The 17043-nt window shown below is 52.7% G+C and carries 20 protein-coding genes, 1 tRNA gene and 2 riboswitches; of the genes, 6 read left to right on the forward strand and 15 right to left on the reverse strand.

What is annotated here, in order from left to right:
- Window positions 1-6: 6 nt before the first annotated feature.
- The 9 genes from AC13H5_RS08215 to AC13H5_RS08255 all read right to left on the reverse strand — a co-directional run bounded on the left by AC13H5_RS08215 (window position 7) and on the right by AC13H5_RS08255 (window position 8634).
- Window positions 7-744 (reverse strand): energy-coupling factor transporter transmembrane component T family protein, encoded by a 738-nt coding sequence (locus AC13H5_RS08215; RefSeq protein WP_483545591.1) that lies wholly within the window; start codon window positions 742-744, stop codon window positions 7-9.
- Window positions 741-2072 (reverse strand): ABC transporter ATP-binding protein, encoded by a 1332-nt coding sequence (locus AC13H5_RS08220; protein WP_483545592.1) that lies wholly within the window; start codon window positions 2070-2072, stop codon window positions 741-743. Before AC13H5_RS08220 ends, AC13H5_RS08215 begins: the two co-directional genes overlap by 4 nt.
- A complete protein-coding gene (locus AC13H5_RS08225) occupies window positions 2065-2640 on the reverse strand; it encodes an ECF transporter S component (protein WP_034777699.1) in 576 nt (191 codons plus the stop codon). Before AC13H5_RS08225 ends, AC13H5_RS08220 begins: the two co-directional genes overlap by 8 nt.
- On the reverse strand, window positions 2633-3226 hold the full coding sequence (locus AC13H5_RS08230; RefSeq protein ID WP_214763168.1) for a Ykof family thiamine-binding protein: 594 nt from the start codon (window positions 3224-3226) through the stop codon (window positions 2633-2635). Before AC13H5_RS08230 ends, AC13H5_RS08225 begins: the two co-directional genes overlap by 8 nt.
- Window positions 3227-3305: 79 nt before the next feature.
- Window positions 3306-3406: riboswitch (TPP riboswitch) on the reverse strand.
- A 62-nt stretch (window positions 3407-3468) separates the two neighbouring features.
- Window positions 3469-4662 (reverse strand): GTP-binding protein, encoded by a 1194-nt coding sequence (locus tag AC13H5_RS08235; RefSeq protein ID WP_483545593.1) that lies wholly within the window; start codon window positions 4660-4662, stop codon window positions 3469-3471.
- Window positions 4663-4763: 101 nt separating this feature from the next.
- Window positions 4764-5027: a hypothetical protein gene (locus tag AC13H5_RS08240; RefSeq protein WP_034777704.1), complete on the reverse strand. Its 264-nt coding sequence runs from the start codon at window positions 5025-5027 to the stop codon at window positions 4764-4766.
- 12 nt (window positions 5028-5039) lie between these two features.
- Window positions 5040-5921, reverse strand: a complete 882-nt coding sequence (locus AC13H5_RS08245; protein ID WP_034777705.1) for an SMP-30/gluconolactonase/LRE family protein — start codon at window positions 5919-5921, stop codon at window positions 5040-5042.
- Window positions 5922-6099: 178 nt separating this feature from the next.
- Complete coding sequence (gene rlmN / locus AC13H5_RS08250; RefSeq protein WP_034777707.1) at window positions 6100-7161, reverse strand: dual-specificity RNA methyltransferase RlmN; 1062 nt, start codon at window positions 7159-7161, stop codon at window positions 6100-6102.
- Window positions 7162-7230: 69 nt separating this feature from the next.
- Entirely contained in the window at window positions 7231-8634 is a 1404-nt protein-coding gene (locus AC13H5_RS08255) for an amidase family protein (protein WP_084592822.1), read from the reverse strand.
- A 111-nt stretch (window positions 8635-8745) separates the two neighbouring features.
- On the opposite strand from AC13H5_RS08255, the gene AC13H5_RS08260 reads away from it, so the two are divergent.
- On the forward strand, window positions 8746-8907 hold the full coding sequence (locus AC13H5_RS08260; protein WP_034777709.1) for a hypothetical protein: 162 nt from the start codon (window positions 8746-8748) through the stop codon (window positions 8905-8907).
- Window positions 8908-8951: 44 nt separating this feature from the next.
- Window positions 8952-9052, forward strand: a riboswitch (SAM riboswitch).
- Between the two features lie 63 nt (window positions 9053-9115).
- Window positions 9116-9628, forward strand: coding sequence for a peptide-methionine (S)-S-oxide reductase MsrA (gene msrA / locus AC13H5_RS08265; protein ID WP_034777710.1), 513 nt, complete (start codon window positions 9116-9118; stop codon window positions 9626-9628).
- Window positions 9629-9656: 28 nt separating this feature from the next.
- On the opposite strand, the gene AC13H5_RS08270 is transcribed toward msrA, so the two are convergent.
- Window positions 9657-10520, reverse strand: coding sequence for a GRP family sugar transporter (locus AC13H5_RS08270; RefSeq protein WP_034777713.1), 864 nt, complete (start codon window positions 10518-10520; stop codon window positions 9657-9659).
- A 133-nt stretch (window positions 10521-10653) separates the two neighbouring features.
- Here AC13H5_RS08270 and AC13H5_RS08275 point away from each other — a divergent pair.
- The 3 genes from AC13H5_RS08275 to AC13H5_RS08285 all read left to right on the forward strand — a co-directional run bounded on the left by AC13H5_RS08275 (window position 10654) and on the right by AC13H5_RS08285 (window position 11806).
- Window positions 10654-10726, forward strand: a tRNA-Ala gene (locus AC13H5_RS08275).
- 114 nt (window positions 10727-10840) lie between these two features.
- On the forward strand, window positions 10841-11173 hold the full coding sequence (locus AC13H5_RS08280; protein WP_034777716.1) for a four-helix bundle copper-binding protein: 333 nt from the start codon (window positions 10841-10843) through the stop codon (window positions 11171-11173).
- 66 nt (window positions 11174-11239) lie between these two features.
- Window positions 11240-11806 carry a 3'-5' exonuclease gene (locus AC13H5_RS08285; RefSeq protein ID WP_214707664.1) on the forward strand — a complete coding sequence of 189 codons (567 nt, stop codon included), beginning with the start codon at window positions 11240-11242 and terminating at the stop codon, window positions 11804-11806.
- Window positions 11807-11849: 43 nt separating this feature from the next.
- Here AC13H5_RS08285 and AC13H5_RS08290 read toward each other — a convergent pair whose 3' ends face one another.
- The 5 genes from AC13H5_RS08290 to AC13H5_RS08310 form a co-directional block, all read right to left on the reverse strand.
- Window positions 11850-12908, reverse strand: coding sequence for a bifunctional glycosyltransferase family 2/GtrA family protein (locus AC13H5_RS08290; RefSeq protein ID WP_052090129.1), 1059 nt, complete (start codon window positions 12906-12908; stop codon window positions 11850-11852).
- Window positions 12909-13010: 102 nt separating this feature from the next.
- Window positions 13011-14000, reverse strand: a complete 990-nt coding sequence (locus tag AC13H5_RS08295) for a sodium:calcium antiporter (RefSeq protein WP_034777723.1) — start codon at window positions 13998-14000, stop codon at window positions 13011-13013.
- 214 nt (window positions 14001-14214) lie between these two features.
- Window positions 14215-15063, reverse strand: a complete 849-nt coding sequence (locus AC13H5_RS08300) for an HD domain-containing protein (RefSeq protein WP_034777725.1) — start codon at window positions 15061-15063, stop codon at window positions 14215-14217.
- A 111-nt stretch (window positions 15064-15174) separates the two neighbouring features.
- On the reverse strand, window positions 15175-15879 hold the full coding sequence (locus AC13H5_RS08305; RefSeq protein WP_034777727.1) for an SDR family NAD(P)-dependent oxidoreductase: 705 nt from the start codon (window positions 15877-15879) through the stop codon (window positions 15175-15177).
- A gap of 52 nt (window positions 15880-15931) precedes the next feature.
- Window positions 15932-16477, reverse strand: a complete 546-nt coding sequence (locus AC13H5_RS08310; protein WP_034779918.1) for a glycerol-3-phosphate responsive antiterminator — start codon at window positions 16475-16477, stop codon at window positions 15932-15934.
- A gap of 127 nt (window positions 16478-16604) precedes the next feature.
- On the opposite strand from AC13H5_RS08310, the gene AC13H5_RS08315 reads away from it, so the two are divergent.
- The gene (locus AC13H5_RS08315; RefSeq protein WP_483545594.1) at window positions 16605-17024 is read left to right on the forward strand and encodes a GNAT family N-acetyltransferase; all 420 of its coding nucleotides are present in this window, start codon (window positions 16605-16607) and stop codon (window positions 17022-17024) included.
- Window positions 17025-17043: the final 19 nt, after the last annotated feature.

Below are 17043 nucleotides of genomic sequence, written 5' to 3' on the forward strand. Positions count from 1 at the left end.
CTTGTTTTAACGTACGCCAAGCCACACGCTCACTCCAAACAATAGGAGCAAAAGCGACGCCAACAGAAAGTCGTTTCTGGTGACGGGGACAACCTCGTACGTCGCTCGAGGTTCCCCCGTAAACCCACGTGCTTCCATCGAGAACGCGATTCGTTCCGCTTGGCGAATCGATCCAGCAAGAAGCGGAACGATTAATTTGGGGACGTGGCGGATGTGATCGAGTCTCGTCTCCAAACGTACGCCTCGTAGCGTATGCGTTTCATATAGTTGCATCAGTTCTTTTTTTAGAATCGGAAAGAAACGAAAACCGACGAAGACACTATATGCGATTTTTGGTGATAGCTTTCCTTGTTGCATCAAACTGTAGACGAACCGTTTCGGGTCCGTCGTCAGCGTGAACAGAAGCGACAAGGCTGTGAATGCCAACACACGTAAGGAGAGCGTCGCTGCTAGCATCACATTCTCATCGGTCACATCATTGCCAAACAGCTTGAACACGACATCTCCGCTTGATTGCTTTCCAAAGACGAGCGTCGTCCACAATGTCCCGAGCGCGGTCAATAAAAATGGGATCATGAACAACCCCCATCTTCTCCAGCTCACGGCAGAGAATAGCGTTTGAAGTGTAACTGTTCCGAGAAAAACAGCAAGCGGAGTCCAAGGGTTATACATGAAGGCGAGACCGAACATGAGACATGCCACGGTCAGAAATTTAATCGTCGGGTTCATCTCATGAAATGTCATCGCGATTCCTCCATCAATAAGCCGTGGGTGCGTAGTAATTCTTTTTCATCCCAGAGTGAAGCGTCATATGGCCCACTCAAGTCGCCGTCACACATCAAATAATATGTGTTCGCAATCCGCGCGAAGCTGAGGTCGTGCGTCACAAACAAAATCGTCTGGCCGGATCGTATTCGTTCGACCATTAAGTCATAGAGCGCACGAAGCGATACCTCGTCTTGTCCGGCAGTCGGTTCATCAAACGCAATCAGTTGTTTATTAGACAGCATCATCACTCCGATGGCGAGCCTTCGTTTTTGACCGTGACTAAGGGAGAGTGGATGGTGGTCACGCACTGATTCGAGCCCGAGCCGCGTTAAGACGTCCTCAATCGGGCGATTATGGCCATATGCGAGTTCTCGGGTCACATCATTCGTAACGAATAGATGCGCCGGTGATTGCGGGACGAGGCCGACTTCACGATGTTTCCGGGCTAGGCTTCGCAGCCATGTCGACTTTCCGCTACCATTTCGACCGAGCACCGCAATGAGATCACCCTCAGCGACCTTTAACTCGCTCGCTGCTAATTGAAATGTTTTTCGTTTTAATTCCGGTATGTGAAATAACATTTTCTTTCCTTGTTCAACTTTAATTGGAGAGAACGCATAATCTGGTCGGACGATGAACGGTCCATCATAGTCGATGCGCCCACTCACGAGCTTTATTTGTCGGTCAAAAAAATCACCCCATATGTATGGCCGATGCTCGATGACGACAACGTTTACGGTCTGTGCGACGCCGTCGAGCCAACGAACGAAATGATGGGCGGTCTCAGGATCGAGGTGAGCGAGCGGCTCATCGAGGAGGAGCCACTCGGGACGGCCAATCAAGGCACAAGCGACGGCAATTTGCTGCTTCTCACCCCCCGATAGGTCATGAATGGTACGGTGACGATAATCGGTCAAATGCAACGCCTCTAACATTGTGGTGACACGGGCCATCATCTCGTCTCTCGCGACGGCAAAGTTTTCGAGCGTGAAAATCAATTCTTCTTCGACCGTCTGCATGACGAACTGACTGTCCGGGTCCTGAAAGACCGTTCCGACGCGCCGGTTCACTTCGCCAGCTTCATACGTATCATAAGAGCGATCAAACAAGTGCAATCTGCCCGTCACGATGCCATCACAATTGTCCGGATAGAGACGATTCATCAAAGCGAGCAATGTTGATTTTCCCGACCCACTTGCCCCTGTAATGACCGTTCTCCCTTTTGTTAGACGTAGTGTGATATCCGTCAAGACATCGCATTTCTTGTTCGGATAACGAAATGTCAGATGTTCTGCCTCAACCATGCATACGGTCCTGTCGCGCGAGAGCATACCCATCAAGCGCGCCCGTCCGAAGCAACAAGTCGCTCAAAATCTTACCGCCCAGACCAGCAATCAACATCCCGCTCGTTGCGCGTAGTGCGAACATCGTAGCCACATATGTCGGACTGAGGGCATTGAGACCTCCCATGACGTACGTATATGCGAAACTTGTCACAGCAGCACTGAATCCGGCGAGCATGAGCACCCAAAGATCATAGCGTTTATAACCCGTCAAAGCGAACGCCGCTTCGGCGCCGATCCCTTGAACGATCCCGACTAAAATGATGCGCGGTCCGATGGCGTTGCCAATCATCATCTCAATCGTCGCCGCAAGCACTTCGGACAAGAATGCAGCCCCAGGCTTGCGAATGATATAAGCTGCGATAATCGAGACGATGAACCATATCCCAAAAATCCATTCGTAGGCGATTGGTCCAATCAGACCGGCCCACAAGTTCCCAGCATGGACGAACGCCAAATAGACCACCGCGAACACGACCGATAAAATCGACAACAAAACGATTTCTTTTAACTTCCACGATTTAAGCATCCATACGTCCCTCGTGTGACGGACTGTTCACGCTGAACGTCACCGTCATGACGACATGGCTTGTCTTCTGTCGGACGCGATCAAACGTCGCCTCATAGAAAGCGAACACCGGCTCGATGTCCCCATGTATACCTGAGGCGTAATGCATCGAGTCATTGAAGACACCTCGCTCTTTCGCAAAAGCGATTTCTTCGTAGATGATGTCCATATAGTCGTCATCACCGAGCGGATAGAGCGCGAACTGTGAGGAGACATATTGCGGACCGACGGGACCATTAAGCGGTTCGCTCGACACAACGAGCACTTCATCTCCGGCCGTATCCCCTGGACACCCGACCGAGAACGTCCCGCTCATCGACACATGTTCCCCTGTCTTTGTCGCGTGTGACAGCACGGCCTTAGCCACATCGAATACATGCTCACTTCGTCCACGGATGACCGTCGACACGTCATCGGTATGTCGCCAGACGTTTTGTAAATCCGTCTCCTTCAACGCCCCTTTGATGATGCTCACGAAATCAGTCGTCATCGGGCTCAGTGTAAAGCGGAACCCGACGATCGGGCTCGTTCCACATTGTTTGTTCATGTTCTATTCCCCCTTATTATGTGTACACAAAAAAGCCGCATCCATGAGAATGCGGCCACTCCTCCAATTTTAATCCATTAGAAAAAGTGCCACACTTCCTCACGCCGGTATTACCCGGATCGAGTCATAAGGGATTGGAGCCATGCTCACATCTCAGCCGAAGCACCCCTAGTGTAGTCCAATGTATGCGGTTGTTCATGCAAGAATCAGTATAGACGACCGCTTTCATTTTGTAAACGGTCTTATGAGAACGTGACGACCTCGTTCCCCGGAAGTGTGTCCCGGAGCGTCGACCAATCCAGCGCCATCTCCTCATCTGTCAGCAGACAGTGATCGAGCTCTTGTTCGATGATGGCTCGATCCATCCGCTGCCCAATCAAGACGAGCTCCGTCTGTCGGTCCCCGTACGGTTCGACATAGTCGGCGTCGAGTTCCGGTTCGGCCGCGAACATGTGACGACGCTCTTCTTCCGGAAGCGTCGCGAGCCAGCGTCCGGCATGTTCGAGCGTCGAGGCGTAACCCGCTTGTGAAAACAGACAGGCGAGGTCGTTCCGTGAAGCGATCCATAAAAACCCTTTCGCACGGACGATTTCTTCCGGAAACGTCTCAATCCAGGTATGGAGACGCTCCGGGTGGAACGGCCGACGCCGACGGTAGACGAATGAGCTGATGCCATACTCTTCCGTCTCCGGCGTGTGCACATCTGTCTCAAGTTCTTGAATCCACCCGGCCGCATGCATCGCCTGTTCGAAATCGAACAAATTGACATCCAACAGCTCGGTCAATTCCACGTTCGCATGGACAGACGTCAACAGCTTCGCGGTTGGGTTGAGCGCCTTCAACAGTCCGGTCATCTCGCTGAGTTCGGTCTCGGTCACGCGATCCGCCTTGTTCAAGACGATGATATCGGCGAATTCGACTTGGTCGACGAGTAGGTCGACGACTTCGCGGACGTCCGTCGCGTCAATCGCCTGCTTACGTTCATGGAGCGACTCGCCCGAGTTGAAATCTTTTAAGAACCGAAACGCATCGACGACGGTCACCATCGCATCGATATAGACTCGGTTCGTCAAATCGATGCCGAGGGCGTCATCAGCATATGTAAACGTTTGGGCGACCGGGATCGGCTCTGAGATCCCGGACGACTCGATGATGATTCCGTCGAGGTCCCGGTCGTGCGCAAGCTCTGCTACCGCCTCGAGCAGGTCCTCACGGAGCGTGCAACAAATGCAGCCGTTCGATAGTTCGACCAACTTTTCGTCCGTTCTCGAGAAACCGCCCTGTTCAATCAATCGCTCATCGATATTCAACTCGCTCATGTCGTTGACGATGACGGCGTATTTCTTGCCCGTCCGATTGTTCAATATGTGGTTCAATAGTGTCGTCTTACCGCTTCCTAAATAACCGGACAGCACGGTGATCGGGATTCGTCTCATTCTACCCACTCCTAAATCGTAATCGTTACTTTTTAGATGATGACGGGTCGGTGACGTCTTGTCAAGAAAAAACACGCCCGTTTCCGGACGTGTTCTCCTGCTTATTCTTCTAACGCCTTGCGTTCGGCCTCTGAGCGTGGATAGGCGTTCGCCTGCCACTCGGCTCGATAAATCGAGTCGAGCTGGGTCAGACCGACCTCATCCGCGTCCTTATCGGCATCCACACTCGGCGTCTCATCCCACCGCGGATTCAAATACGTATGATCGTCTTCCCGGTTCGCTTCCAACAGCTTTTGAATCCCGACCCGGGCGACCGCCGCGAGCGCCAAACCGATTCCCGCACGAACGAGCAATCGTTTTACCATCTTCGTACCTCCTTATCGACCAAACCGATAGAGCGGCATCCCTTTCACATCTGTATCAATTTTAAAGACCGAACCTGCGTCCGGATGGGCCTCGAGCGCCGCGTCATCCATTCCTTCGCGCGCCGTCGTGATGGCAAGTTGTTTCAAGTCATCACCGACGAAACAGCATGACGTGACGTTCGGGGCCGGCACGAGCACCTCGAGCACTTTTTCACCCGTCTTCGGGTTCCAGCGCGAGACGCGTCCGCCCGCAAAGTGGGCAATCCATAAAAAGCCGTCTTCATCGGATGTCATACCGTCCGGGAATCCTTCCTCATCTTTGAAATCGATGACGACTTCCCCATCCCCGAGTGTTCCTGTTTTCAAGTCGAACGGGTATTTGCGGACCGTCTCGGTCGGTGTATCGATATGGTAGAACGTCGAGTGGTCCGGAGACCATGTCAGACCGTTTGACAGCGTCAATTCACTGAGCATGACCTCGGTCGTGCCGTCACGGTTCAAGCGATAGAGCGTCGCCTCGTTCTCCTCGTCGTTGAGATGAAGCGTCCCGGCAAAGATTCGTCCGTACGGGTCGGCCTTTCCGTCGTTGAAGCGAAGATCCCCTTCCGGGTCATCGAGTTCGACGAGTTTATCGAGTCGCTTCGATCCCTCGTCCCATTCATAAATGCCATCTTTCAAGCCGACGACGACGCCGTCTGTCACTTTCGGGACCGCAAACCCGATCTGTTGTCCCATATCGAACGATGACAGCTCATCTTCCTTTTCGTCGTACCACCAAAGTGTGTGTCCTTCGATGTCGACCCAATAGAACCGTTTCAGTTCAGCATCCCAACACGGGCCTTCCCCAAGTGTATTTCTGACTCGAATCCATAACGCAGCGTTTACTGTCTCCATTGAATTGCCTCCACTCTCTACATTGATTTCAACTGACTATTCCCTGAGCAGACAAGGTCTATTCAAGATTTTTCAAAATCGTTCCGCAGAGTTGGGGGCGATGTCCGTCTTTCCTTCACCGGAGCGGCTCTATGAAAAAAAAAAAAACTCCTTGAATCATTCGATTCAAGGAGTCCACTTATTTCGCACCTTCGACGTTCATATGTTTACTGCGCAACTGGCCGCATGCCGCATCGATGTCAGTCCCGTGCTCAAGGCGGACACCGGTGTTGATGCCACGCTTCTTCAAGACATCATAGAACGCCATGATGTCCTCCGAGGTACTGCGCTCGTATTGGATATGCTCGTTGACCGGGTTATACGGGATCAAGTTGACGTACGACTTGTCCTTAATATCGTCGATGAGCGCCGCCAATTCCTCGGCGTGCTCCGGTAAATCGTTCACTTTCGACAGGAGAATATATTCGAACGTGATTCGTTTGTTCGTCTTCTCGACGTAATACCGGATGGCCGGCATGAGCTTGTCGAGCGGGAACGCCCGGTTGATTTTCATGATTTGCGTCCGCAGCGCGTCGTTCGGCGCATGGAGCGACAGCGCCAAGTTGATGCGCAAATCGAGGTCCGCGAACTTGTAAATCTTGTCGGCGAGTCCGCTCGTCGAGACGTTGATTTTACGCGGCGCGATCGCGAGACCGCGCTCGTCCTTGACGACACGCAGGAAGTCGACCAAGTTGTCAAAGTTATCGAACGGTTCGCCGATCCCCATGACGACGATATGGCTGACCCGGGCCCCTTCGCCGACTTCGTCCAAGTAGTGTTGAACGGTCATGATTTGTTCGACGACTTCGCCCGCCGTCAAATCACGTGTCTTCTTCAAGAGACCGCTCGCACAGAAGCTGCAGCCGATATTGCACCCGACCTGCGTCGTCACACAGACCGAACGGCCGTACTTATGTCGCATGAGCACAGTCTCGATATAGTGCCCGTCGTGTAGTTTAAGTAAAAATTTGACCGTCCCGTCGCCCGCCTCTTGTTTGACGAACAGGTCTTGCGTCGAGATGACGTATTCGGCGGCGATCGCCTCACGCACCTCGGCCCGTACCGAGATGTCCTCGATTTGTTTCACTCGGTCGATGTAGAGCGAGTCCCAAATTTGTCTCGCATGGAAGGCGCTGTATCCCCAAGAGACACACGCTTCTGTCAGCTGATCGAACGTCAGCCCGTATATAGATGGTTTCATTGCTATCTGTCCTTTCTTCAATCCGCATACGTACCATTGTAGCGGACGTGGACGACGGGTGCAACGTTCTTATAACGGTGGAACGGGACGCGAAATATGCCGCTCGAACGCATACGCCAGACGGATCAAGTCACGTTCGGCATAACTCGTCCCGGTGAACGACAGGCCGAACGGCGCCCCGCTCGCTTTCAAGCGATATGGGATCGTGATGGTCGGATGCCCGGCTTTTGCCGCCATGTCATAGTTCAAATCGTGAGGCAAGACGAGCGCGTGCAACTGCTGTTCGTTTAATAGGCGGTCGAGTCCGTCCGTCTTGGCGTCACGCACGTCATCGAGCCGGCGCGTCAAATAGGCCGCCTCGATGAGACGTCCCGACAATCTTTCCGCTTTCTCGAACGTCTTTTGTCCGTGCGGGATCGTCTCAGGATGTCTGTTGTTCCAGTCCATCAAATCCGACAACGTCTCGTACGGGAGCGTCGTCGTGGCCAGGTACGCCTCGATCCCGAGTTTGAACTCGTGGTACAAAATATCGCCTTGGTCGAGTGTATCATGGGCGGGCAGTTCGACTTCGACAAGGTCGATGCCGCTCTGTTTCAACAGCTCGGTCGTCTCACCGTATAATGCTTGTTCTTCTGCTGATAAATCAGCTTTGACGATCCCGACACGCATCCCGACCGCTTGGCGCTCGTCGAGGCACGTCCGATACGGCGGGCCGGCCGGGAGGTTGAGTGTCGCCGGGTCCGCCGGGTCTTCCCCTACCATCGCCTCAAGTGCCCTTACCGCGTCTTCGAGCGTTCGTGCCATCGGTCCCGCCGTGTCTTGCGACCGCGAAATCGGGATGATGCCACTCCGACTGATGAGGCCGACGGTCGGTTTGATGCCGACGATGCCATTGTGCACGCTCGGATGGATGATGGAGCCGCTCGTCTCGCTACCGACAGCGAGCAGTGTCAGGTTCGCTGCGACCGCAGAGGCCGAACCTGAGCTCGAACCTCCGACATCGAGCTTATCCCCATATGGATTGAGCGTCTGCCCACCGACACCGCTCCAGCCGTTCGGCATGCCCTCGGTCAAAAAGTTGGCCCATTCGGACAAGTTCGCTTTCCCGAGGATGATGGCCCCGCTCGCTCGCAGGTTTTGGACGAGATGGGCGTCCCGGCCTGCGAAGTGATGTTCGAGGGCGACGGCCCCGGCCGTCGTCTTCATGAGTCCGGCTGTCTCGACATTGTCTTTGATCAAGACAGGGATGCCGAGTAGCGGCAAGCGTAACCCGCGACGAAACGCCCGGTCAGCCGACTCGGCCTCGAACAACGCGTCCGGGTTCACTTGAATGACCGCCTTCAGTTTGTCGTTGAACTGGGCGATCCGGGTCAAATAGTAGGCCGTCACGTCACGTGCCGTAAACGTTCCTTCTTTATATCCGCGATGGGCAGATTCGATATCGAGTTCCATAAAATCAAATGTGTCAGTCATATTGATTCCTCCTTTGGTCACTCGATGGTATTCGCTATCGACATTTGATTTCCTGTTTTCGTTCGCCAACGAATGTGTAACTTGGTACACTGAAAGAAAAGGGAGGTTACTATGAACCGTTCGTACGTACTCGTCTTATTGTCCGTCTTTGCCTTGTTCTTCTTACAGTTATATGCCGGGGACGCCCCGTATACGCTACCGCTCTCCATCGTGCTCGTCATCCTGATCCTCGGTGCCACCTTGCTCCAACTACGGCGCAAGCCAAACCGTTGACGCCGCTTCAAATCTGATGGTATGATGCTGTCACCAACTACATATCGATATCTTGAGTGAACGAGAGACCTGGCTCTATGACTTCACAGCAACCTGCTACGGCAAGGTGCTACTACCAGCAAGGCGATTGCCTTGGCCGATATGACAGAGCGCTCATGTCGATGACATGGGCGCTTTTTTTGGGAATGAAGATGAGGGGGACAAGATAATGGAGAAAGCAACATTCGCAGGCGGCTGCTTTTGGTGCATGGTGACGCCGTTCGAGGAACAACCCGGCATCGAGTCGATCGTATCAGGTTATACGGGAGGTCACGTCGACGATCCGACGTATGAACAAGTGAAGACAGGGACGACCGGACACTATGAGGTCGTCGAGATCACGTTCGACCCGACGCTGTTCGCTTATGAGCGACTGCTCGAACTGTATTGGATTCAGACCGATCCGACCGATGACGGCGGTCAATTCCAAGACCGAGGCAGTCAATATGCGCCGGCCATCTTCTATCATACGGAAGAACAACGTGTGAAAGCAGAGCAGAGTCGCGACGCGCTCGCGGCGAGCGGACGTTTCCAACAGCCGATCGTCACGAAGATTTTACCGGCCGACACGTTCTATCCGGCCGAGGAGTACCATCAAGACTTCCATAAAAAAAATCCGGCCCACTATAAAGAGGACCGGAAAAAATCTGGGCGTGACGCATTCATCGAACAAGCCTGGTAAGCGAAAGACGGGTCGTCTGACCCGTCTTTTAGCTTTTAGCGATTCCGAGCATGAATCCGGCCACGACGATGAGGCCGATACCCATAAAGACGAAGACACGTTCTTTCGTCGTCTTCTCTTCTTTTAATAGATAGATCCCGCCGAGCGTCGCCACGACGACGTTCAATTGCGACAAGGCGAATGACGTCGCGATTCCGACTTCACCGCTCGACACGAACAGCCCGAAGTTCCCGATCCCCCAGGCGATCCCGGCCAAGATGTTTTTGAACGTCTTCGGATCGAACTTCTTCACATCTTTCTCACGCAGGCTGAACAACAGCGCCGCGACGAACATCCCGACCGACTGTGGCAAGATCGCCGTGATCCCGTCGACCTCGAAATAGTTCGTCAGGACGGCGTACGTCACGTAACCGATACTCGACACGAGCAGAACGAGCAAGCCTTTCTTCAAGGCGCCGCTGCTGTCGCCGTCTTTGTTCTGCTGATACGACGTCAACGCAGCCCCAATCACGATGAGAACGAGCGCCGAAAATCCGAGCCATAGTTCGGTCGTCGTTTTCCAGTCTCCGAGGACGATGACACCGAACAACGATGTACCGAGAAGCTGCATGCCGGTGCTGATCGGCATCGCCTTCGAGACACTTAAAATTTGAAACGATTGGAACTGTAAATATTGTCCGAGTGCCCAAAACGCGCCGGAGATGAATCCGGTCACGATTGCGAGCGTCGTGAACCCGGGATTGAACACGAGTGCGATAATGACCGCCATCACCATCGCCCCGATTGTCGTCCCGATCAACTGTTGAATCGGCTTCCCGCCGACCTTTGAGACGATGAGCGGGATGCTCCCCCACATCAAGGCAGGTAAGAGTGCGAGTAAAATCATTTCCATACATGACACCTGCTTTCGTAATATAACATCATTTGTGATTTTCCCACGTTCAGTGCTGATTAAACTTTGTTCAAAAAAATTAAAAATAGCCATTGCCAAATGTTTTACTAGGATGATATAATAATTTTCGAACGGGGCATTAGCTCAGCTGGGAGAGCGCCACGCTGGCAGCGTGGAGGTCAGCGGTTCGAGCCCGCTATGCTCCATTATTGAAGTCACCACTCATTCGAGGGGTGACTTTTTTGCGTCGCCGCTCGGTTTAACTCATCCGCTAGCGGGTAATGATTGTAAGACATCATTATTCTAAAGGGGGACTTATCATGGACCGAGCCTCTGTCGAAGAGACCATTTTAGCCGTCATCGACTGTATGCGGGCAAGCAATCATTGTTTCTCAAAATGCTTACAAGAAGAAGACTTGTTGATGGTCGCCGAGTGTATCCGGCTGACGAAAGAATGTTCGGAAGTGTGTGCACTCGCCTTGAACGCGCTCGAGACCGATTCGGCTTTCACCAAACCGATTGGTGCACTCTGCGCCCAGGTGTGTGACACGTGCGCCGTCGAATGTGGCCGCCACTTGCACGACCATTGCCAACGCTGTGCCGAAGCATGTCTCCGCTGTGCCGAAGCATGCCGCAACCTCGTGGCCGCATAATCGCTTTTTAGTCTAACGATATGTTAGACTTTTTTTATACTTGTTTTTACGAGAAAGGGATCAATTATGCCACATTCAATTCTTGCCATCGACGTCGAGACGGCGAACCGCGATAGTCGCAGCATCTGCTCTGTCGGCTGGAGCCTGCTCGTCGACGGTGAAATCATCGAAACGAACCAACTGCTCGTCAATCCGGAGGAAGACTTCGATGCCGGCAATATCCGGGTCCACGGCATCCGGCCAAGCGATGTCTGGGACGCCCCAGCGTTACCCGAGGTGCTCGAACAGCTCTATCCGACGCTGCGGGATGTCGATCTCGTCATGGCACACAACGCTTCGTTCGATATGGGCGCGTTCAAGAAAGCGATCGCCAAATACGATTTATATACGTTTCCGACGATCGAGTACGGCTGTACCGTCAAGTTGTCGAGAAAACTGTATCCAGGTCTGCCGAATCACAAGCTGAACACGATGGCGGAATATTTGAACGTCCCGTTCATCCACCACGATGCGGCTGAAGATGCTCGCGTCTGTGCCCTGCTCATGCGCGACATGATGCAGAAGACCGGGATCCATGATCCGCGTGAACTGCACCGGTACACATCGGTCAAGCTCGGAAAACTCGCTTATTGAACGATATGCATGCCAGACAGGCCAAGACACACGTCTTGGCCTGTTAGCGTTTAAAGATCCATTTTTTCTGGACATAATAACTGACGACGAACAAGAAGCTGTCGACGAACACTTTGATCCACACCTCACCGTCGCGGATGACATAGAACAGCGCATAGACGAGACCGGCCGACAGCGCCATCTGCAATCCGACGAGACCGAAGTATTTCGGCATCGCCCGCTTCGCCTTCGAATGGAACACAATTTTCCGATTGACGAAATAATTGAACAGCGATGACAGGATACGGGCCACGACCGTCGCAATCAAGACGTGCGTCGTCTCGAACCACGGATTCAACAAATAGACGAACAAGGCATAGAACCCGATGTCTAACAGAAATGATGCGACCGATGATAATGAATAGGCCAAAAACATGCGATAGATAAGAATCGAGTCGATCACCGGCCGGAAATGGGACGAGGCGTTTTCTGCCACATAGACGGTTTGAATTGGTGTCTGATGAATCGGAACTTGCAATCGTTTCGTGAACGTCAACATGTTCATCTCGAACTCATAACGGTTCCCCGGCACATCAAGCAATTGTTCTGCATACCGCAGCGGAATCGCCCGGAGGCCGGTTTGGGTGTCCTTCAGACGAAGACCGCTGCCGAGCAACATGACGCCGCGCGTCATCTGATTTCCGAATCGGCTCCGGAACGGGATATCGGACCCTGAAAAGTCGCGGCAGCCCATAATCAAATGATGAGGCCAACGTATGCCTTCTTCATACAGCTTCAAGACGTCGGCCGGCAGATGTTGCCCATCCGCATCGACCGTGATGACCCCGTTCGTTCTAGGGAAATGCTGAACGACATGTCGAATCCCGGTTTTCAACGCCGCACCCTTCCCTTGATTCCGGGTATGCTCGAGCACCGTGACCCATTTTCCGACCTCGTCAAAAATCGGACGGGACGTCTCGGCACTCCCATCGTTCACGACGAACAGATGGACGAACCCTTCTTCTTTCAACTCCCGGACCAGTGTGACGAGCGCTTGATCGGGATTATATGCTGGGATTAATATGACGTAATCATCAAGACGTTCCACGGAATGCATTTGCATCGCCACCCCTCCTTCCCTCCTTCTATACCCAAGTGAGTGAAAAGTGATTCCTCGAACCGCCTCAAACAAAAAACACGATGTCCGAGGACACCGTGTGGTCGATCAACCGATGAAGATGAAGTAAGACGACGCGAAATAGACGAGGACGACGAGAACGGACGGCAAGACGTAGCGGAACTTCGACGTGACATCTTTTCGAAGGACACTGTACATGACCAAGACCGACAAGATCGTGATCCCGATCGCCGTCACCAAGTGTGACGTGGACACATCCGCCAAAATCGAACCGCCTCGGTAGAAGACATCCGACATCGCGATGATGAGCATATTGAAGATGTTACTCCCCAAAATCGAACCGAACGCCAAGTTGACGTTACCAAGCTTCAAGGCGACGAAGACGGCGACCGCTTCTGGGAGCGACGTCGAGGCCGCGATCAAGAAACTGCCGACAAAGCTCGAACCGAGTCCGGTCACGACGGCGATTTGGTCACCTAACACTGAAAGCGCCGTTCCGGCCGCCATGATGACGAGTGCGGCGATGATGAAGCCGATGACCGCGCGCTTGATCGGAATTGAGTCGGTGACGCTGACACCGACTTCTTGCTCGACTTCCCGTTCTGTCGTAGGTTCTTTTGGACGTTGTCCGATATAGTAAATCCCAACCGCGTACAACCCTGCAATCAATAAGGCATCGATCCCGATCCCGAGAATCGTGAAGTCGATGCGGATGACGAGTGCGAGCATCGTCACGAGCGTCAACATCAAACCGAGACTCGCCGTGTAGAGGTGATCCCGACTTGCTTCGTTAAATAGACGCTTCTGACGATAATACAAGTCAAACATCGCCAAGATAAAGATGTTGAACAAGTTCGAGCCGAGCATGTTCCCGATGGCGATGTCCGGGTTATTGATCATGACGGCCGATACGCTCGTCGTCACTTCCGGAAGCGATGTCGCTCCGGCAAGCAACACGGTCCCGACGAGCATGCCGCTCATCGTCGACTTCTCGCTGATGACGTCGGCATACGTCGATAATTTGATGGCAGCATACACGGTGAGTGCTGCGGCCAAGATGAAGTAAATAAATACCATTTTCTGTGTCTCCCCTTTTTCAAAAAATCAAAAAAGACCTTTTTATGGACGCCGAAGAAGCATCCATAAAAAGGTCTCGCGGACTTGGATCAGAAGCTCGATGGACCGAGTGCGTTGCACCGTAGTGACGATCCATCGACCACATTCGTGGTCGCTACTCCCCTTCTTATGTTCACGATGAATATATCACGTTTAAGGTCACTTGACAATCATTTCACTCAAGCCACGCGACGATCTCGTCCGACTGCAATGCCATTCGATACGATAATTCATCGATCGCTTGGAGTGCCGGGAGCGACAAGCGTTCCCACAGTCCAGCTTCTTTCAATTGAGCCGACAAGGCGTCGAGCTCGAGTTGATTGACCTCGGTCCCGTGACGATACCCTTCGCGCATCGTCTCGTTCAGCTCGAAAGCGGTCTGACAAAGCGTCGTCGTCTCTTGAAGCCACTCTTCTTCACGGAACCCATGTCTGATGACACCGAACAACTTCTCTAACTTCTCGGTCCGCCCTTCTTCGACTCCGTAAAACAACAAGTTCATTTCCGTCTCGAACGCTTCGATGAGCGTCGTCGTCTGCGCGAACGGCTTCAACGCATGGAGCAGTTCATGATAATACCAGGACTGGTCGCGGAGCGGCCGATTGAAACGGTCCCATACTTGTTTGCCGGCAGACTCGACGTCGAGACGAATCGAACGCAGATTATGTAGCTTGTCCGCGGCCAAGAGTGCGACTTCATCATACTGCATCGTCCGCACATGCTGAATCGTCATCCGTTTGCGTTCTTCCCACGACTGGTGTTTCCCCGGCTCGGACACAGCCTTGACTAGACGTGTCACTTCATGTCCAAATCGTTCACTCAGTTCATCAGGTGTCGTCAACGTATCTTCGAGCAAGTCGTGGAGCAGACCCGCCACGACGACCGGGACGGGTTGCCGATCTTCGACGAGCAACATGGAGACCGCCACAGGATGGGTCAAGTAAGGAATATTCGTTCCTTTTCGAAACTGTCCGTCGTGACGGACGGCCGCGAAACGGAGTGCCTCCTCGATGATTTGATGCACGACGCTTCCTCCTTCGCTAGTTTCAATGTACTCCCCATCCTATACCCGTCACTAGGCCTTTACACGCATATCGGTTGTTGAAAGATAGGGTAATGGTCCCAGTTTCTTGATTCAAGCTTCGTAAATCATCTTTTTCGTCATGCCCCCGTCAACGATCAAATTTTGCCCGTTGACGAAATCGTTTTTCTCGTCAATCAAATAAGAGACGGCACGGACGATATCCTCCGGCGTCCCGACACGTCCTGACGGATGCTGCGCGTGATCGATATCACGAAGGGCTTCATCCGAGGTATGGATCCATCCGGGACTGACCGCATTCACCGTGATTGGTCGTTCAGCCAAAGAGACCGCCATCGACTGAGTCAACGAAACGATCCCGCCTTTTGAGGCGCCGTATGCTTCCCAATCAGCCTCATTCTGAAGCGCGCGGGTCGAGGCCACGTTGATGATGCGGCCGAAATCAGCCCCTTCGTTCAACGTCAAGAAAGCTTTCGAGCAAGCGAACGTCCCGACGAGGTTAACATCGATCACGCGTTTGAACGTCTCGACGTCGAGTTCGGTCATCGGTTTGACGAGTGAGGATACGCCACCGTTATTGATAAGCACATGGGCGGTGCCGACTTCTTGATGAATTACTTTGAATACGCTGTTCACATCCTCATGATCCCCCAAATCCATCTGATGGAACGTCACTCCTTCAAGTTGTGGGTCTTGCCCGATATCGAGTCCGACAACACGATATGTCGTGCTAAAATGGCGGGCCAGTTCCCGCCCGATTCCTTGGCTGACACCGGTTATAATCATCGTCTGTTTCATTGTCATCCCTCCTGAACAGTAGAATACCCTGATTGCATGAAAATGAGTCCTATCAGTTCGACCAAAGTGTTTGGTCAGACGTCGTCACGACGGTCGCACCTGCCTCAAGGGCGGCCTCGATTTCTTCAGACGACGAGATCAAGCCGCCGGCGAAGACTGGAATGTTTGTCGCTGCTTTCACGCACCGGATATATTTCGGGACGAGACCTGGTAATACCTCAATATAATCCGGTTGAGTGCGGTTGATGAGGCGATAACTCTTCTCGAGCGAACTCGAATCGATTAAAAACAGACGCTGCACCGTTTTAACTTGCTTTTGTTTCGCTTTTAAAATGACACTGCCTTTCGTCGAGATGATTCCATACGGTCGAAACGTCTGACACACATATTCGGTCGCATATTCATCCGCCTTCAGACCTTGAATCAAATCGAGATGGACGAACACTTGCTTGTCATGGGCCGCTAGTAACTGAAACACGGCATCAAGCCGGGCCACATGTACTTCAAGCAAGACGCCAACTTTGAATGGCCCTCTCACAAATGTCTCGAGGTCTTTCATGTCTCGGAGAGCAGGCAAAATCGTTTGACCTTCAATCATTCCCACACAACCTTTCTCCATTCCAGTTTCTCTCATTATCTGTACAACGTCATCCGGAAATCAAGGTTTACCGATTCAATATAGCGGGAAAATAATTTTAACTTATGCGCAGAGAGGGAGTAGTGACATGGTGAATGAAGTAGATGTACGGATTGAGACACCGACACCGGAGGAGCATCAACGCCTTCGCGTCAAAGCAGGCATGCCGAAGCGTTCCGACTCAGGCACGGTGAAAGGGATCGCTAACACGTTATACGGCGTTTGTTTATATAAAGACGACACGATGGTCGGGATGGGACGTGTCGTCGGGGACGGCGGCATGGTGTTTCATCTCGTCGATATCGTCGTCGATCCCGAGTGTCAAGGCCTTGGGCTTGGTAAATTGATCATGGAACGATTGATGGATTGGATCTTACAGGAAGCAGACGAGACGGCCATCATTAGTCTGATTGCTGACATTCCGGCAGACGGCCTGTATCGCCAGTTCGGATTTGACTATTCTCGTCCCGAATCGGTCGGGATGGAATATCAATGGAGTGAAAACTGATGGTGAAGCAATCCTTCCC

It is taken from the genome of Exiguobacterium sp. FD-YE-25-4 (assembly GCF_057004685.1).

Bases quoted from the DNA above. Each gene is read 5' to 3' on its own strand.
- AC13H5_RS08315 (WP_483545594.1), top strand. From the start codon at position 16,605: ATGGTGAATGAAGTAGATGTACGGATTGAGACACCGACACCGGAGGAG.
- AC13H5_RS08285 (WP_214707664.1), top strand. From the start codon at position 11,240: ATGCCACATTCAATTCTTGCCATCGACGTCGAGACGGCGAACCGCGAT.
- msrA (WP_034777710.1), top strand. From the start codon at position 9,116: ATGGAGAAAGCAACATTCGCAGGCGGCTGCTTTTGGTGCATGGTGACG.
- AC13H5_RS08220 (WP_483545592.1), bottom strand. From the start codon at position 2,072: ATGGTTGAGGCAGAACATCTGACATTTCGTTATCCGAACAAGAAATGC.
- AC13H5_RS08260 (WP_034777709.1), top strand. From the start codon at position 8,746: ATGAACCGTTCGTACGTACTCGTCTTATTGTCCGTCTTTGCCTTGTTC.
- AC13H5_RS08310 (WP_034779918.1), bottom strand. From the start codon at position 16,477: ATGATTGAAGGTCAAACGATTTTGCCTGCTCTCCGAGACATGAAAGAC.
- AC13H5_RS08280 (WP_034777716.1), top strand. From the start codon at position 10,841: ATGGACCGAGCCTCTGTCGAAGAGACCATTTTAGCCGTCATCGACTGT.
- AC13H5_RS08215 (WP_483545591.1), bottom strand. From the start codon at position 744: ATGACATTTCATGAGATGAACCCGACGATTAAATTTCTGACCGTGGCA.
- AC13H5_RS08240 (WP_034777704.1), bottom strand. From the start codon at position 5,027: ATGGTAAAACGATTGCTCGTTCGTGCGGGAATCGGTTTGGCGCTCGCG.
- AC13H5_RS08230 (WP_214763168.1), bottom strand. From the start codon at position 3,226: ATGAACAAACAATGTGGAACGAGCCCGATCGTCGGGTTCCGCTTTACA.
- AC13H5_RS08295 (WP_034777723.1), bottom strand. From the start codon at position 14,000: ATGGTATTTATTTACTTCATCTTGGCCGCAGCACTCACCGTGTATGCT.
- AC13H5_RS08255 (WP_084592822.1), bottom strand. From the start codon at position 8,634: ATGACTGACACATTTGATTTTATGGAACTCGATATCGAATCTGCCCAT.
- AC13H5_RS08305 (WP_034777727.1), bottom strand. From the start codon at position 15,879: ATGAAACAGACGATGATTATAACCGGTGTCAGCCAAGGAATCGGGCGG.
- AC13H5_RS08245 (WP_034777705.1), bottom strand. From the start codon at position 5,921: ATGGAGACAGTAAACGCTGCGTTATGGATTCGAGTCAGAAATACACTT.
- rlmN (WP_034777707.1), bottom strand. From the start codon at position 7,161: ATGAAACCATCTATATACGGGCTGACGTTCGATCAGCTGACAGAAGCG.
- AC13H5_RS08225 (WP_034777699.1), bottom strand. From the start codon at position 2,640: ATGCTTAAATCGTGGAAGTTAAAAGAAATCGTTTTGTTGTCGATTTTA.
- AC13H5_RS08235 (WP_483545593.1), bottom strand. From the start codon at position 4,662: ATGAGACGAATCCCGATCACCGTGCTGTCCGGTTATTTAGGAAGCGGT.
- AC13H5_RS08270 (WP_034777713.1), bottom strand. From the start codon at position 10,520: ATGGAAATGATTTTACTCGCACTCTTACCTGCCTTGATGTGGGGGAGC.
- AC13H5_RS08290 (WP_052090129.1), bottom strand. From the start codon at position 12,908: ATGCAAATGCATTCCGTGGAACGTCTTGATGATTACGTCATATTAATC.